At 72.1% G+C, this 14,879-nt stretch carries 15 protein-coding genes and 1 pseudogene; 9 read left to right on the top strand and 7 right to left on the bottom strand.

The window, feature by feature from the left end:
- Positions 1 to 275 precede the first annotated feature (275 nt).
- The 3 genes from I4Q55_RS10410 to I4Q55_RS10420 are packed head-to-tail and all read left to right on the top strand — an operon-like array spanning position 276 to position 2,404.
- Positions 276 to 710: an XRE family transcriptional regulator gene (locus I4Q55_RS10410; RefSeq protein WP_206786273.1), complete on the top strand. Its 435-nt coding sequence runs from the start codon at positions 276 to 278 to the stop codon at positions 708 to 710.
- A 32-nt stretch (positions 711 to 742) separates the two neighbouring features.
- Positions 743 to 1,321: a hypothetical protein gene (locus I4Q55_RS10415; protein ID WP_307793174.1), complete on the top strand. Its 579-nt coding sequence runs from the start codon at positions 743 to 745 to the stop codon at positions 1,319 to 1,321.
- Positions 1,322 to 1,330: 9 nt separating this feature from the next.
- Entirely contained in the window at positions 1,331 to 2,404 is a 1,074-nt protein-coding gene (locus I4Q55_RS10420; RefSeq protein ID WP_206786277.1) for a hypothetical protein, read from the top strand.
- Here I4Q55_RS10420 and I4Q55_RS10425 read toward each other — a convergent pair.
- Positions 2,394 to 2,906 carry a 2'-5' RNA ligase family protein gene (locus I4Q55_RS10425; protein ID WP_307793175.1) on the bottom strand — a complete coding sequence of 171 codons (513 nt, stop codon included), beginning with the start codon at positions 2,904 to 2,906 and terminating at the stop codon, positions 2,394 to 2,396. The two genes, I4Q55_RS10420 and I4Q55_RS10425, sit on opposite strands and share 11 nt — an antisense overlap.
- A 179-nt stretch (positions 2,907 to 3,085) precedes the next feature.
- Positions 3,086 to 3,505 (bottom strand): hypothetical protein, encoded by a 420-nt coding sequence (locus I4Q55_RS10430; RefSeq protein WP_206786279.1) that lies wholly within the window; start codon positions 3,503 to 3,505, stop codon positions 3,086 to 3,088.
- Between the two features lie 155 nt (positions 3,506 to 3,660).
- Here I4Q55_RS10430 and dinB point away from each other — a divergent pair, with 155 nt between their 5' ends.
- A complete protein-coding gene (dinB, locus tag I4Q55_RS10435; RefSeq protein WP_206786286.1) occupies positions 3,661 to 4,851 on the top strand; it encodes a DNA polymerase IV in 1,191 nt (396 codons plus the stop codon).
- Here the strand turns inward: dinB and I4Q55_RS50950 are convergent.
- Together I4Q55_RS50950 and I4Q55_RS50955 are read right to left on the bottom strand one after the other, a co-directional pair.
- Positions 4,790 to 5,197: a class I SAM-dependent methyltransferase gene (locus tag I4Q55_RS50950; RefSeq protein ID WP_206786288.1), complete on the bottom strand. Its 408-nt coding sequence runs from the start codon at positions 5,195 to 5,197 to the stop codon at positions 4,790 to 4,792. The two genes, dinB and I4Q55_RS50950, sit on opposite strands and share 62 nt — an antisense overlap.
- Positions 5,178 to 5,405: pseudogene (locus I4Q55_RS50955) on the bottom strand (class I SAM-dependent methyltransferase); the annotation flags it as partial. The pseudogene I4Q55_RS50955 and the gene I4Q55_RS50950, both read right to left, overlap by 20 nt.
- A gap of 243 nt (positions 5,406 to 5,648) precedes the next feature.
- Here I4Q55_RS50955 and I4Q55_RS10445 point away from each other — a divergent pair.
- The 3 genes from I4Q55_RS10445 to fdhD all read left to right on the top strand — a co-directional run bounded on the left by I4Q55_RS10445 (position 5,649) and on the right by fdhD (position 8,637).
- Positions 5,649 to 6,059 (top strand): Lsr2 family protein, encoded by a 411-nt coding sequence (locus I4Q55_RS10445; protein WP_091312154.1) that lies wholly within the window; start codon positions 5,649 to 5,651, stop codon positions 6,057 to 6,059.
- Between the two features lie 444 nt (positions 6,060 to 6,503).
- Positions 6,504 to 7,802, top strand: coding sequence for an MFS transporter (locus tag I4Q55_RS10450; RefSeq protein ID WP_206786290.1), 1,299 nt, complete (start codon positions 6,504 to 6,506; stop codon positions 7,800 to 7,802).
- Between the two features lies 1 nt (position 7,803).
- Positions 7,804 to 8,637, top strand: coding sequence for a formate dehydrogenase accessory sulfurtransferase FdhD (gene fdhD, locus I4Q55_RS10455; protein ID WP_206786292.1), 834 nt, complete (start codon positions 7,804 to 7,806; stop codon positions 8,635 to 8,637).
- Here the strand turns inward: fdhD and I4Q55_RS10460 are convergent.
- The 3 genes from I4Q55_RS10460 to sucC are packed head-to-tail and all read right to left on the bottom strand — an operon-like array spanning position 8,625 to position 11,650.
- Positions 8,625 to 9,620 carry a LysR family transcriptional regulator gene (locus tag I4Q55_RS10460; RefSeq protein ID WP_206786294.1) on the bottom strand — a complete coding sequence of 332 codons (996 nt, stop codon included), beginning with the start codon at positions 9,618 to 9,620 and terminating at the stop codon, positions 8,625 to 8,627. The genes fdhD and I4Q55_RS10460 overlap by 13 nt on opposite strands.
- A complete protein-coding gene (gene sucD / locus I4Q55_RS10465) occupies positions 9,620 to 10,501 on the bottom strand; it encodes a succinate--CoA ligase subunit alpha (RefSeq protein WP_206786302.1) in 882 nt (293 codons plus the stop codon). Before sucD ends, I4Q55_RS10460 begins: the two co-directional genes overlap by 1 nt.
- Before the next feature lie 3 nt (positions 10,502 to 10,504).
- Positions 10,505 to 11,650: an ADP-forming succinate--CoA ligase subunit beta gene (sucC, locus tag I4Q55_RS10470; RefSeq protein WP_206786304.1), complete on the bottom strand. Its 1,146-nt coding sequence runs from the start codon at positions 11,648 to 11,650 to the stop codon at positions 10,505 to 10,507.
- A 245-nt stretch (positions 11,651 to 11,895) separates the two neighbouring features.
- Between sucC and I4Q55_RS10475 the strand changes: the two genes are divergently transcribed.
- Together I4Q55_RS10475 and frc are read left to right on the top strand one after the other, a co-directional pair.
- The gene (locus I4Q55_RS10475; RefSeq protein ID WP_206786307.1) at positions 11,896 to 13,635 is read left to right on the top strand and encodes a thiamine pyrophosphate-binding protein; all 1,740 of its coding nucleotides are present in this window, start codon (positions 11,896 to 11,898) and stop codon (positions 13,633 to 13,635) included.
- Between the two features lie 14 nt (positions 13,636 to 13,649).
- Positions 13,650 to 14,879: a formyl-CoA transferase gene (frc, locus tag I4Q55_RS10480; protein ID WP_206786448.1), complete on the top strand. Its 1,230-nt coding sequence runs from the start codon at positions 13,650 to 13,652 to the stop codon at positions 14,877 to 14,879.

A 14,879-nucleotide genomic window follows, 5' to 3' on the forward strand; every position in this document is an offset into this window, starting at 1 on the left:
TCGGTTGGGGGGGGGGGGGGGTGGGGGGCCCCCGGGGGGTGGGGGGCCCCACCACCGGCGCGAGACCGAACGGGGCGGCGCGGCGGAAGGTGAAGCGCGTGGCCACCCCCAGCGGCCACGTGGGTCACCCGTGGGCCGCTGCGCCACCCCGGGCCGGTGTCACGTTTCCGAAACACCAGACAGGCGTATCGTAGTCTTTCCGACACAGGGTGTGTCAAGTTTTCGGTACAGCTATCCTGATTGGTGTCACGTTTCATGGCTGCAGGTGGTGTGTGGTGAGCGAAGAGCGCAGTTTCGCCGAACGGCTGGCGCACTTGATCGCGACCGTGCACCCACCGGACCGCAAGCCGTACTCCTACCGGGAGATCGCGCACGGCGTCGCCGAGCAGACCGGCGTCTCGATGTCGGCGACCCACGTCCAGCAGCTGGCCGTCGGCGCGCGCAAGGACCCGAAGCGCTCGCACATCCAGGCGCTCGCCCAGTTCTTCGGCGTCCCGGTCACCTACTTCTTCGACGACCAGGTGGCCGGTCAGGTCGACCGCCAGGTCGAAGACGTCGTGGCGTGGCGCGACAGCGAGGCGCGCAACCTGGCGCAGCGGGCCATGCGGCTCTCGCCGCGCGACCGCGAAACCGTGACGGCGCTGCTCGATCAGCTCGGCAGCTACGACGACACCCGGCGTCGTGCCGGCCGGCGGCGGAAGCCGGAGTGATGGCCGCCGGCTCGGCTACGATGACCTCGTCCGTGTTCGCGCCCCGGTGCACCCGGCTGGCGCCCGGTGAGCGGGGAGGACCCATCGACGAGCGTGGCCTGCCGGCCCTCCGCGAACGGGCACGCGAGCGCGTGCGGGCGGTGCTCGCCGCCGTCCCGCTGCCCCGGCCGTGGTCGATGAACGCCTGGGTCGACGGTCTCGAAGCGTGGCGCGGGCGCGACATCGACCTCGTCCCGATCGCGTACCGGCCCGGCCAGCCGTCCGGCGCGTGGCAGGCCCGCCCGGACTACGACCTGATCGCCTACGTCGAGCACACGTCGGCGCTGCACCAGGACCACATCATCGCCCACGAGCTCGCCCACATGCTGTGCGCGCACACCGGGACCTGCCTGATGTCGGAGGCCGAGGCCGCCGAGCTCGCCCCGGACCTGGCGCCGCGGGCGTTGTCGCACCTGCTCACCCGCGTCACGACCGGCACCGACGAGTACGAGGCCGAGCTGATGGCCGTGCTGCTGCTGAGCGCGGCGACGAGCGAGCCTGCCGCCGTTCAGCCGGGCGCGTCCGGCCGGGCGGCGGACCAGGCTAGGCGGCTGGCGGCACTCCTGGGATAGTCGCATCCCGTGATCGACATTCTTTTTGTCGGGGTCGGGCTCTTCGCCTTGGGCGCCGGGATCTGGCGCGCGGTCCGCGCGCGACGCACCGGCACGGGTGCGGGCCTGGCGGTTTCGCTGATCGCGCTGGGCGCGGCGTTCTGCTTCCTGTCGAACCGGGCGCAGCAGTTCGAGAGCGAGATCTACCCGAGTCTCGGTCGGCTGCTGTCGAACCTGGCGACCATGGTCGCGGCGTACGGGATCGGCCTGACGGTCGCGGAGATCAGCGGAACCCGCGACCGCGGCCGGCGCACCCGGCCGATCGCGCTCGGCGTGGCGTTGACGGTGCTGGTGGTGACGTTCTTCAGCACCCCGGACCTGCCGCGCGGCATCGGCGTGTTCGACGAGCTGTACCGCACGCACCCGACGCTGGTGGTCTACGTGTTCACCTACACGGTGTACCTGGGCCTCGCGGTGATCGACATCGGGATCATGGCGGCGGTGACGATCCGGGCGAGTGGCGGAGCGTTGCGCGCGGGGCTGGCGTTGTTGCTGCTGGCGTCGGGGTTCGCGGTGGCCTACCTGGCGGGGAAGGTGGTCGCGACGATCCGCGCCCTGCAGGCCGACCACCCGGCGAAGGCGTTGTGCCGCGGCCCGTTCTCGACGGTGCCGTGTGCTCTCGACGTCGGTTTCCCGGCGATCTCGGTCCTGCTGATCGTCCTGGGCCTGACGATCCCGGCGGTTCCGGGCCTGGTGGCCGCACGCCGCGACGCCCGGACGCTCCGCCTGCTCCGGCCCCTGCGCGAGCACCTGACCCGGCGCTTCCCGCAGATCGCCCGGATCGACCCGGCGGGCCCGTCCCGCCGCGAGCGCCTCCTGGCGGCGATGAGCGAGACGAACGACGGCTTGATCCTGGCGGGCGTGACGCCGGACCAGCCGCCCACGGCGGCGGCCAGGCTGGTCCGCGACCTCCCGGACGAGCCGGCCGAGGCGGAGCCGCCCACCGCGCCGGCGGAACCGTTCGCCGCCGACGTGGCCAGGTTGCGGGCGATCGCCCGCGCGTACCGGAGCCTGGAGGGGACACCCCCGGGCCTCACCCGCTGAACGGTGCCTCCAGCCGCGGTTCCCAGCCGCGGTCGGTCTGGGCGACCAGCTGCAGAGCCGCGGCCCGGCCGGTGATCGGCAGGAGCGGCCGCACGTCTCGGGCCACGCGGTCGAGGGTGTCGGCGGACCCGCCCATCGCGACGGTCAGGTGAGCGGCGGGGCGCGGACCGAACCGCCCCCCGTACGGCGGGATGCCGGGCCACCGCGCGCAGGCGGCGTCGGCGATCGGCTGAAGGGAAGGAGCGGCGAGAGCCACGAAACCGGGAGCGGTCACCAGCTCGGTGAGTTCCACCTCGGGAGGCGAGAAGCCGGCCGCCAAGGACCGGACCGCCGCGACGACCTCTTCGGTCAGCGAGGTGTCCGGCAAGAAGGGGTAGAGAGCCGTGACGTGGGCGGGCAGGCCGGGACGCACGAGAGCGGGATCGACCCGCCGAGCCGCGGCGAGCGCCGGTTCGGCGGTGGGCAGCAGGATCACCAGCGCGGTGGTTCCGGGTTCGGGCACCCCCGCATCATGGCAGCGGCACCGAGGCGATCACCGGCCCACCGGCCCGGATCACCGTCGGCAGGCCACGGCGGCCACGGCAGTGAGGCGGCGCGGCTTCCGCACCCGGGGTGGAAGCGTGGCTTCCGGGCGAGTTCTTGGCCGTGGGCGGCAGCGGGCCTCCGCATCCGGCCGTCGCGTCAGGCGGCCGCGGTCTCCGGGAACCGGCCCGCGCGGGCCAGTGCCAAGCTCCGCCGGCACAGTTCCACGAGTTCCCGGTTCGCCCGGCTGTCCGGCACCGACCCGCACATCCCGCAGCGAATGGTCACCTCGCCCGCCAGTTCGTCCACCGCCACCAGCGCCTGGTGGTCGCAGCGGCGGCACCAGCGGTACCCGATCGCCGGGTTCGTGTGCACCGGCGAGGCCACGCAGTCGTGCAGCCAGCGGCGGTGCGTGCGGCACGTGACGCGGTCCGTCGGGTCGAGGCCGCCGGCGTCCTCCGTCCGGTCTTCGCGGGCCAGCGTCGTCGCCAGCAGGGGCTGGCGCGCCGCCGCCGGCTTGTCTTGCGGGCTCGGTGCGGCCCACGCGTGGTGGTCGCCGCATCGGCACTTCTCGGTCATGTCGCCCCCAGTGGTCGGGTCGTTCGATTCCTCGAGTGTGAGCGGGGCAACAGTGCGTCACAACCCCAAAAAAGCGGACTTTCGACCGGCGGCACGTCACCCGCGGCGGGCGGATGAGCGGACTTCGGCCCGGGGTTTGTGCGAACATATGTTCTATGACCGTCGAGGGGCCCATCCTGCACGCCGACCTCGATTCGTTCTACGCCTCGGTCGAACAGCGCGACGATCCGGCGCTCAAGGGGCGGCCGGTCATCGTCGGCGGCGGAGTGGTGCTCGCCGCGAGTTACGAGGCCAAGGCCTACGGCGTGCGCACCGCGATGGGCGGCGCGCAGGCCCGGCGGCTCTGTCCGCACGCGGTCGTCGTGCGCCCGCGGATGTCGGCGTACCTGGCCGCCAGCCGGGCGGTGTTCGACGTCTTCCACGACACCACGCCGTGGGTCGAAGGCCTCTCGATCGACGAAGCGTTCCTCGACGTCGGAGGGCTGGCCAGGATCGGCGGACGGCCGAGCCGCATCGCCGAACGGCTGCGCGCGGACGTCGCCGAGCGGGCCGGGCTGCCGATCACCGTAGGGGTGGCGCGCACGAAGTTCCTCGCCAAGGTCGCCAGCCGCGTCGCCAAGCCCGACGGCCTGCTCGTCGTCCCGCACGACGCCGAGCTGGAGTTCCTGCATCCCCTGCCGGTTTCGGCGCTCTGGGGCGTCGGCAAGGTCACCGCCGAGAAGCTGCGGGCACGCGGGATCACCACGGTGGGCCAGCTGGCCGCCTCCGAGCACGTCGACCTCGTCGGCCTGCTCGGCCGGGCCGCGGGGGCGCACCTGCACGACCTGGCACACAACGAAGACCCGCGCCGCGTGGAGGTCGGCAGGCGGCGGCGCTCGATCGGCGCCCAGCGGGCCCTCGGGCGCGGCAGGCGGACCCCGGCCGAGCTCGACGTCGTGCTGGTGGCCTTGGTCGACCGGATCGCCCGCCGGTTGCGTGCCGCCCGCCGCGTCTGCCGGACGGTGACGATCCGCCTGCGCTTCGCCGACTTCTCCCGCGCCACCCGCTCGCACACCCTGACCGATCCGACGGCGGGCACTGGCGTGCTGCTCGCCGCGGCGCGCGAACTCCTCGCCGCCGCGCTGCCGCTGATCGCCGACCGCGGGATCACCCTGCTGGGCGCGGCGCTGTCCAACCTCGCCGACGAAAACCCGTTCCAACCGGCGCTGCCGTTCGAAACCCAGCGCGCCACCGAGCTCGACTCCGCTCTCGACGCCGTTCGCGACCGGTTCGGGAAGGCCGCGGTCACCCGCGCGGTGTTGCTCGGCCGCCCGGACGACTTCGAAGTGCCGATGCTGCCCGACTGAACGTCTTCGGCGCCGGCCCGGAATGCGCGCGTGCGCGGAAAGCGCGGGGCCCACGGCGGGGCGCCAATCCGCCCGGATCCCGCAATGCCGTGGCAATCGCCGCGCGGCTCAGGTAGCCGGTGACACCGAGCCAGCTGACGAACACGGGGCGAAACGGGTCGAGTCCACTCTGGACCGGCCGTTCCCGGAGCCGGTCGGCTTCGAAGCCGACCGGGACGAAGGTGGCCGAGCCCGTTCGGCGACGTCGGCGGTTCCCGATTGACCAGCAGGGTCGCCGGGCGGCAGACCTCGAACACGCGGAATCGTCCGGTTGCCGTCCGATACGCGAACGAATCGAGCCCGGCACCGAGAATCACATACTGGTCTATACCGGAATTGCCGCGCATCAGGCGCGCTTCGGCGAACCGGCTCCGCCCAGGACAGGCTGGTGCCGTGGAGCCGGTGGCAGACCGGCGGTAGCGCGTCGGAGAAGCGGAACGGCCCGGCGTCGGCGAGCAAATGTGCTGCCCGCGCGGTGGCGGCCGTGAACGCGGCGCGGCTGACGCGAGGAGCATTACCGGGAAACTCCACTGCGGTCAGCCTGTGACGGTACCGATTCGATTTCGACCGTATCACGAAAATGAATTTTTTGCAAAGTGCCGAGCATTTAGGCTCGGTTGCGGGTCACTCTGGACGCGGGCGACCCGCTCGCCCGGGCGGCCATTGTGGACGCTTCAGGGTGTCGCGCGTGCCGGGCATGATTCGACAGGTTAGGGTCTGTCCGACCGTGTTCTGGAGAAGATGAGGAACGACGAATCATGGCGCAACGGGTTCAGGTCCAGATGGTGGACGACCTCGACGGCAGCGAGGCTTCGCAGACCGTCCCCTTCAGCCTCGACGGCGTGACGTACGAGATCGACCTGTCCGAGGAGAACGCCTCCGCGCTGCGGGACGAACTCGCTCGCTACGTCGCCGCCGCGCGGCGCATCGGCGGCCGCAAGGTCCGCCTCGCGACCGGCCAGTCGCTGTCCGGCCCGTCGGGCTCGGGCACCGACCGCGAGCGCAACCGGCAGATCCGCGAATGGGCGCAGGCGAACGGCTACGAGGTCGCCGAACGCGGCCGCCTCTCCAGCGAGATCATCGCCGGTTTCGAAGCCGACCAGGCCGCGGCGGCCGAGCCGGCCGAAGCCAAGCCGGCGCGCAAGCGAGCGACTCGCAAGAAGTCTTGAAGCCGGTGCCGGCGAAGCCGTGCCATCGCGCGCGGTTTCGCCGGCTGGTCGCCGCCTGAGCGTTTTCGGTGGCGTTGAGTATTTTTCCGGTGCCGCACCGTCACGCGACCGGTTCGATGTGGACGGCCCGGCGGTTCCGCCTGCGGCAAACGGGCGGCGCACGATTCGTCGCACGACGAAAGCTTGTCGGAGGGTGGCTCCGATGGCCAGACTGTCAGTGCTCCGCGCGGCCGGTACCGCCGTGGAGCACCGGTCCGGTGGCCGCCTCCTCCCTCGATGGCCACCGGGCCGCCTTTCTTTCGCCCGTGACGGCCTCCCGCGCTGACGTCGATCGTCCATCCGGGCGGCGGCTCGACCCTCCCTGTGGACATCCGTGCCGGACAAGCGCACACTCAGCCTACTCCATACTGCATACAATCTTCAGTTTGCTGGGAGGCGGTCGGCATGACCGAGGTGCGTGAGCTCCGGGACGTCTACGGAAGGCAGTACCGCGTCGGCGAGTCCGACCGGGAGCTGCTCGGCCGGCCGCGGACGTGGATCACCTGGCTCGCCGCGGCGGCCATGCTCGCCGCCGGCGTGCAGCAGTACGGCTTCGGCGCGATCGTGCCGTCGCTGAGCCGGACGCCCGGCTGGACGTTCGGCGGGATCGTGCTCTCCTTCGCGGTGTGGGCCATCTGCCAGGCCGGCGCCGCGTTCCCGGTGGCATGGCTGCGCGAACGTGGCCTGCTCCCGGCACCCGCGGCGATGGCTGCCGGCGCGGTCCTGTGCGCCGCCGGGCTCGTGACGCTCGGCCACGCGACCAGCATGCTTACCGTGTTCCTCGGCTACTCCGTGCTGGGCGGGCTCGGCACCGGCCTGGTCTACGCCACCTGCGTCGGCGCGGTGCTCGCCTGGTTCCCCGACCGCACGGGGGCCCGCGCCGGCCTCGTGAGCGGGGCGTTCGCCTTCGGCAGCGTGCCCTTCGTCGTGCTCGCCGCCGCTCTTCCGGCCGCGCGGCCGGTGCTGCTGGACGTCACCGCCGCGGTCGTGTTCGCCGTCATCGCCGGGTGCGCGGCGCTGCTGCGGTACCCGCCGCGGCACTGGTGGCCCGCCACGCCGGAGCCCCGGACGTGGGCCCTCGACCGGACGCACAACCGGCGTCCGGCGGTCCGGCACTACCGGCCGGCGGAACTGTTCCGGTGCGGTACGACGCTTTCGCTGTACCTCGTGGTCGTGCTCGCGGCCGCCGTGCTGCTGTTCGACCTGGCCTACCTGGCGACGTTCACGGCCGCGCGCAGCGGACCGGGACTCGCCGCCACCGCGCTGGCGCTGCTCGCCGCGGCCACCGGCGGCGGCCGTGTCCTCATCGGACGGCTCGCCGACCGGCTCGGCCGGCACCGGATCCTGCGTTTCGCCCTGTTCGCGGGCGGTGTCGCGCAGTTCGTGCTGTTCTATTCCGGCGAACACCGGCACGCCGTCGGTCTTCTGCTGGGCGTCGCGCTGGCCGGTCTCGGCAACGGGTGCTGCTACACGCTGCTCGTCGGCCTGGTGCGGGAGTACTTCGGCGAGGACTCGGTGGCGCAGAACTTCGGGATCCTCTACAGCGCCAAGGCCGTCGGCGCGCTGGTCGGGATCGGGCTGGCCACGCTGTTCGTGACGCCGCACGCCTTCACCGCGGCCGCGGTACTGAGCCTGGCCGGGGCGGTGCTGTCCGGGCGGCTGAGCCAGCCCGGCCGGCCCAAGTCGCTGCTCCCGGCGGCCTGACGTGGGGCGGATGACGAGCAGGCGGCGGGTGCTGCGCGTCCACGACGGCGGGCGGACGACCCGGCCGGACACGCTGACCGTCGAGGAGCCCCTGGAGATCCGGGTGGGCGGGAAGCCGCTGACGATCACGATGCGGACCCCGGGCGACGACTTCGACCTCGCCGCCGGCTTCCTGGTCGGCGAGGGCGTGGTCCGCGCGGCGGCCGACATCCGGTCGATCCGCTACTGCGCCGGAGCGACGGCTGACGGCGGCAACACGTACAACGTCCTGGACGTCGGCCTCGCCGACGGCGTCGCCCCGCCGGACGCCTCGGTGGAGCGGAACTTCTACACGACGTCGTCGTGCGGCCTGTGCGGCAAGGCGAGCCTGGACGCGGTGCGCACGACGGTGACCTGGCCGGCCGCCGCCGACCCGTTCGTCACCGACCCGGCCACGCTGACCCGGATGCCGGACGAACTCCGTGCGGCACAACGGGTGTTCGACCGCACCGGCGGCCTCCACGCGGCGGGACTGTTCGACGCCGACGGGAAGCTGCTGTGCCTGCGCGAGGACGTCGGACGGCACAACGCGGTGGACAAGGTGGTCGGCTGGGCGGCCCGCGACGGCAGGCTGCCGGTGTCCGGAACGGCGCTGATGGTGAGCGGGCGGGCCTCGTTCGAGCTGGTGCAGAAGGCGGCGATGGCCGGGATCCCGTTGCTGGCGGCGGTATCGGCGCCGTCGTCGCTGGCGGTCGACCTGGCCGAGGAGCTGGGTTTGACGCTGGTCGGCTTCCTGCGCGGGACGTCGATGAACGTCTACACGCGACCGGACCGCCTGGGTGTTCAGCCGAGCTGAGCCAGAACGGCGGCGACGGCGGGTCCGCAGCCGGCCCGCCGGACGGCAACGAGCTGCCACGGAACGGCCGGCGAGAACCGCCGCACGGTGAGATCGGCAAACCGAGCGGCAACGGAGGCGGGAAGCACACAGGCGGCGATCCCGGCCCGCACGAGCCCGGCGGCCACGGCGAGGTCATCGACTTCGAGGGCGACGAGGCGCTGGGGGAAGGCCCGGTCGACGGCATCGCGGATGGCCCAGCCCACCGGGAAGTCCACAAGGGACAGGGCCGAGAGATCGGCGGGGGCGGAGGGCGAGCCGCCGGGAGCGGTGGCGAGGACCAGCTCCTCGGCGGGCAGGGGGGTGACGACGGCTGCGGAGGCGGCCTCGGCGGGTGCGGTGGCGGGGTTGGGGTGAGTGCTTGCGGGTGGAGCCGCGGCGTCGGCAGGCGCTGTAGCAAGGCCAGCGCGTGCCGCGGCAGGGGCGGGGTGTGGGCCGGCGGGTGTGGAGTCCGTCGGCGCGGCCTCGGCCGGCGTTGCGGGCGCGGCGGTCGATCCCACCGCGAAGTCGCCGCAGGCCGGCATCAGCACCACGTCCACAGTGGACTCCCGCAACCCGCGTCCCACCTCCTCCGGCCGCACCTGCCGGACCTCCACCCCGAGCCCGGGATGCTTGTGCCGCAGGGCGGCCAGCGTCCGGTGCAGGTCCGCCAGCAGTCCCGGGCACACCCCGAGCCGGACCCGGCCGGTCACCGGTGATACCGCCGCGCGGGCGCGCTCGGCCGCCTCCAGGGCCGCGCGGGCCGCCGGGACGAACGCCTCGCCCGCCGGTGTCAACACCACTCGGTGGGTCGTGCGGTGGAACAACGGGGTGCCCAGATCTCGCTCGAGGGCCCTGACCACTGTGGATACTGTCGACTGGACCGTCCGCAGGCGCTGGGCGGCCGCCGTGAACCCACCTTCCTCGGCGACCGCCACGACCACCGCCAGCTGGCGGAGCTCCATCAGGCCAGCAGCTCGCGGGCCAGCGCCGCCGTCTCGCTCGGCGTCCGCCCCACCCGGATTCCCGCCGCCTCCAGAGCTTCCTTCTTCGCCGCCGCCGTGCCCGCGGAGCCGGAGACGATCGCGCCCGCGTGACCCATCGTCTTGCCCTCCGGGGCGGTGAAGCCGGCCACATAGCCGACGACCGGCTTCGACACGTTGGCGCGCACGAACTCCGCCGCGCGCTCCTCCGCATCGCCGCCTATCTCGCCGATCAGCACGATCAGGTCGGTGTCCGGGTCCTTCTCGAACGCCTCCACCGCGTCGATGTGCGTCGTCCCGATGATCGGGTCGCCGCCGATGCCCACGCACGTCGAGAAGCCGATGTCGCGCAGCTCGTGCATGAGCTGGTACGTCAGCGTGCCGGACTTCGACACCAGCCCGATCCGGCCCGGCCCGGTGATGTCGGCCGGGATGATGCCGGCGTTCGACCTGCCGGGGGAGATGATGCCCGGGCAGTTCGGCCCGATGATCCGGGTCCGCCCGCCGGCGGCGACGGCGTGCGCCCACAGCCGCGCGCTGTCGTGCACCGGGACGCCCTCGGTGATCACCACCGCGAGCCCGATGCCCGCGTCCACCGCCTCGATCACGGCGTCGGCCACGAACGGCGGCGGCACGAACAGCACGCAGACGTCCGCGCCGGTCGAGGCCATCGAGTCCGCGACGCTGCCGAACACCGGCAGCGATCGACCCGCAAGCTCCACCTGCTGCCCGGCTTTGCGCGGGTTCACCCCGCCGACGACGTTCGTCCCGGCGGCCAGCATCCGCCGCGTGTGCTTGGCGCCTTCGGAACCGGTGATGCCGGAGACGACGACCCGGCTGTTCTCGTCCAGGAAGATGGCCACGGCTCAGACCTCCGCGATCGCGAGCTTCGCCGCCTCGCGGGCGGCATCGTCCATGGTGGCCACCACGGTGACCAGGGGGTGCGCTGCTTCGGCGAGGATCCGCCTGCCTTCGGTGACGTTGTTCCCGTCGAGCCGGACGACCAGCGGCTTCGACGCGCGCGACCCGAGGATCTCCAGCGACCGCACGATCCCGGTCGCCACCGCGTCGCACGCGGTGATGCCGCCGAAGACGTTGACGAACACGCTGCGCACCTGCGGGTCGCCGAGGATCACGGTCAGCCCGTCGACCATCACCTGCGCCGACGCCCCGCCGCCGATGTCGAGGAAGTTCGCCGGCCCGCGCGCGCCCGCCTCGGCCGCGGCCGCCGCCACGACGTCCAATGTGGACATGACGAGCCCGGCGCCGTTGCCGATCACGCCGATGTCGCCGTCGAGCTTGACGTAGTTGAGTCCCTTGGCGCGGGCCGCACGCTCCAGCGGATCACCGTCCGCGGTGCCGTCGAACGACGCGGAACGGCGGAAGGACGCGTTGTCGTCCAACGTGATCTTGCCGTCGAGCGCGACGATCCCGGTGCTCGTCAGCGCCAGGGGGTTGACCTCGACGAGCGTGCAGTCCTCGGCGGCGAACACCTCCCACAGCCGCTCGACGACGCCGGCCACTTCGGCGCGGACATCGGCGGGGAACGCGGCCGCGACGGTCGTCGCGTCGACGCCGGCCAGGGCGTCCACCGGCACGCGGACCAGGGCGTCCGGCCGGGTGGCTGCGACTTCCTCGATGTCCATCCCGCCTTCGGCCGACGCCATCGCGAGGAACGTCCGGCCGGCGCGGTCCAGCAGGAAGGACAAGTAGTACTCGCCGGCGATCTCACTGGCCTCGGTCACCAGGACGCGGTGCACGGTGTGGCCCTTGATGTCCATACCGAGGATGTCGTCGGCGGCCTGTTCGGCGTCGTCGGCTGTATGCACCACGCGGACACCGCCGGCCTTGCCGCGGCCGCCGGTCTTCACCTGCGCCTTGATCACGACCGGCCCGCCGAGGTCGACCGCGGCCGAGCGGGCCGCGGCGGGGTCGGCGGCGACCCGGCCGCGGGGGACCGGCACACCGTGCTTCTCGAAGAGATCGCGGGCTTCGTGTTCGAAGAGGTCCATGCGGGAGCGTCCTTTCCGCGTAGGGGCAGGGCGAAGGGCGTGGAGTGGTGGTCCGCGGGGGCCGGTTTCGAGTCCGGAAAAACCCTGCGGATGGCCCTGGACACAGCCAGCTAGAAGAGTGACTATATGCCTACCCCATACGGTATGCAATCTACAGTCTGCCGCGAAGGGGCCGCTGACCTCGGAGAAGGCGACACGCACCGCCGGACAAGAGAGATCCGGCGGCGGACCAGAGGAGTTGAGCAATGGCGCTGACCACGACCGGCACCACCGCGGGGGAGAGTGCCGCGGCGACCAACGGCGCCGAGCCCGCGCCCGCCACGGAGATTTCTGGCGGCCACCTGGTGGCCAAGGCGTTGAAGGCCGAAGGGGTCGACACGATCTTCACCCTGTGCGGCGGTCACATCATCGACATCTACGACGGCTGCGTCGACGAAGGCATCGAGGTCATCGACGTCCGGCACGAGCAGGTCGCGGCGCACGCGGCCGACGGCTACGCGCGGATCACCGGCAAGCCCGGCTGCGCGGTGGTCACCGCGGGGCCGGGCACCACCGACGCCGTCACCGGGGTCGCGAACGCCCTGCGCGCGGAAAGCCCGATGCTGCTGATCGGCGGCCAGGGCGCGCTGACGCAGCACAAGATGGGGTCCCTGCAGGACCTCCCGCACGTGGACATGATGACGCCGATCACCAAGTTCGCCGCCACCGTGCCGCACACCGCCCGCGTCGCCGACCTCGTGAGCATGGCCTTCCGCGAGGCCTACGCCGGCGCGCCCGGACCATCCTTCCTGGAGATCCCGCGTGACGTCCTCGACGCGCGCGTACCCCTGGAGCAGGCGCGCATCCCCGAAGCCGGCCGCTACCGCGCGTCGACGAAGAACGCCGGTGACCCCGCGGACGTCGAGAAGCTCGCCGACCTGCTGGTGCACGCCAAGAAGCCGGCCATCCTGCTCGGCAGCCAGGTCTGGACCACCCGGGCGACCGGCCCGGCGACCGACCTGGTCCGGACGCTGAACATCCCGGCCTACATGAACGGCGCCGGCCGCGGCACGCTGCCGCCCGGCGACCCGCACCACTTCCAGCTTTCGCGCCGGTACGCCTTCGACAACGCCGACGTCATCGTCATCGTCGGCACCCCGTTCGACTTCCGGATGGGCTACGGCAAGCGGCTGTCGAAGGACGCCACCGTCGTCCAGATCGACCTCGACTACCGCACGGTCGGCAAGAACCGCGACGTCGACCTCGGCATCGTCGGCGACGCCGGCCAGGTCCTCGCCGCGGTGGCCGAGGCCGCGTCGGGCCGCACCGACAACGGCGCCGTCGGCCGCAAGACCTGGCTCGAAGAACTCCAGGCGGTGGAAGAGAAGGCCAAGCAGAAGCGGTTGCCGCTGCAGCACTCCGACGCGAGCCCGATCCACCCGTACCGGCTGGTCCACGAGATCAACGAGTTCCTCACCGAGGACTCGATCTACATCGGCGACGGCGGCGACATCGTCACCTTCTCCGGCCAGGTCGTCCAGCCCAAGTCGCCCGGACACTGGATGGACCCCGGTCCGCTCGGGACGCTCGGCGTCGGCGTCCCGTTCGTGCTCGCGGCCAAGCACGCGCGGCCGGACAAGGAGGTCGTCGCGCTCTTCGGCGACGGCGCCTTCAGCCTCACCGGCTGGGACTTCGAGACGCTCGTGCGGTTCAACCTGCCGTTCGTCGGGATCGTCGGCAACAACTCCTCGATGAACCAGATCCGCTACGGCCAGGCCGCGAAGTACGGCCTCCCGCGCGAACGCGTCGGCAACACCCTCGGCGACGTCCGCTACGACGAGTTCGCGCGGATGCTCGGCGGCCACGGCGAAGAGGTCCGCGACCCGGCCGACATCGGGCCGGCGCTGCTGCGGGCGCGGGAGTCCGGCCTGCCGTCGCTGATCAACGTCTGGGTCGATCCCGACGTGTACGCCCCCGGAACCATGAACCAGACCATGTACAAGTGAGCGGAGGCCAAGGCATGGGCAAGGCACTGGAGGGCGTCCGAGTCCTCGACATGACGCACGTGCAATCCGGTCCGTCGTCGACGCAGCTGCTCGCCTGGCTCGGCGCGGACGTGATCAAGCTCGAAACCCCCGGCCGCGGCGACATCACCCGCGGGCAGCTGCGCGACCTGCCCGGCGTGGACAGCCTCTACTTCACGATGCTGAACTCCAACAAGCGCAGCATCACGCTCAACATGAAGAGCGCCGAGGGCAAGGAAGTCTTCGAGAAGCTCGTGTCCGGAGTGGACGTCCTGGTGGAGAACTTCGGCCCGGGCGTGGTCGACCGCTTCGGCTACCCGTGGGAGAAGCTGGCCGCGCTCAACCCGCGGCTGGTCTACGCCTCGATCAAGGGGTTCGGCCCGGGCCGCTACGCCGACTTCAAGGCCTACGAAGTGGTCGCGCAGGCCATGGGCGGCGCGATGAGCACCACCGGCTTCGAGGACGGGCCGCCGACCGCCACCGGCGCCCAGATCGGCGACTCCGGCACCGGCATCCACCTGGTGGCCGCCATCCTCGCCGCGCTGTACCAGCGGACCTCCACCGGCCGCGGCCAGCGCGTCCAGGTCGCCATGCAGGACGCCGTGCTCAACCTGTGCCGCGTCAAGCTGCGCGACCAGCAGCGGCTGGCCCACGGCCCGCTGGGGGAGTACCCGAACGACCAGTTCGGCGACGAGGTCCCGCGCTCGGGCAACGCCTCCGGCGGCGGGCAGCCCGGCTGGGCGGTGAAGTGCGCGCCCGGCGGGCCGAACGACTACATCTACGTGATCGTCCAGCCGCCCGGCTGGGCGCCGCTGGCCCGGTTGATCGGCAAGGCCGAGCTGGCCGACGACCCGGCGTGGGCGACGCCGGAGGTGCGGCTGTCCAAACTGGACAAGATGTTCGCGCTCGTCGAGGAGTGGACCGAGAAGCACACCAAGTGGGAAGTGATGGAGAAGCTCAACGCCCACAACATCCCGTGCGGGCCGATCCTGTCCACGAAGGAGCTGATCGAGGACGAGACGCTGGCCGAGCTCGGCTCGGTCGTCGAGGTCCCGCACCCCGAACGCGGCACGTTCAAGACCGTCGGCTGCCCGCTCAAGCTGTCCGACTCGCCGGTGGAGATCCACCGGTCGCCACTGCTCGGCGAGCACAACGACGAGGTACTGACCGAACTCGGCTACAGCGAAGCGGAACTCGACAAGTTCCGCGCGGCGGGGGTGATCTGA

It is taken from the genome of Amycolatopsis sp. MtRt-6 (assembly GCF_017308975.1).
Taxonomy (GTDB): Bacteria; Actinomycetota; Actinomycetes; order Mycobacteriales; family Pseudonocardiaceae; genus Amycolatopsis.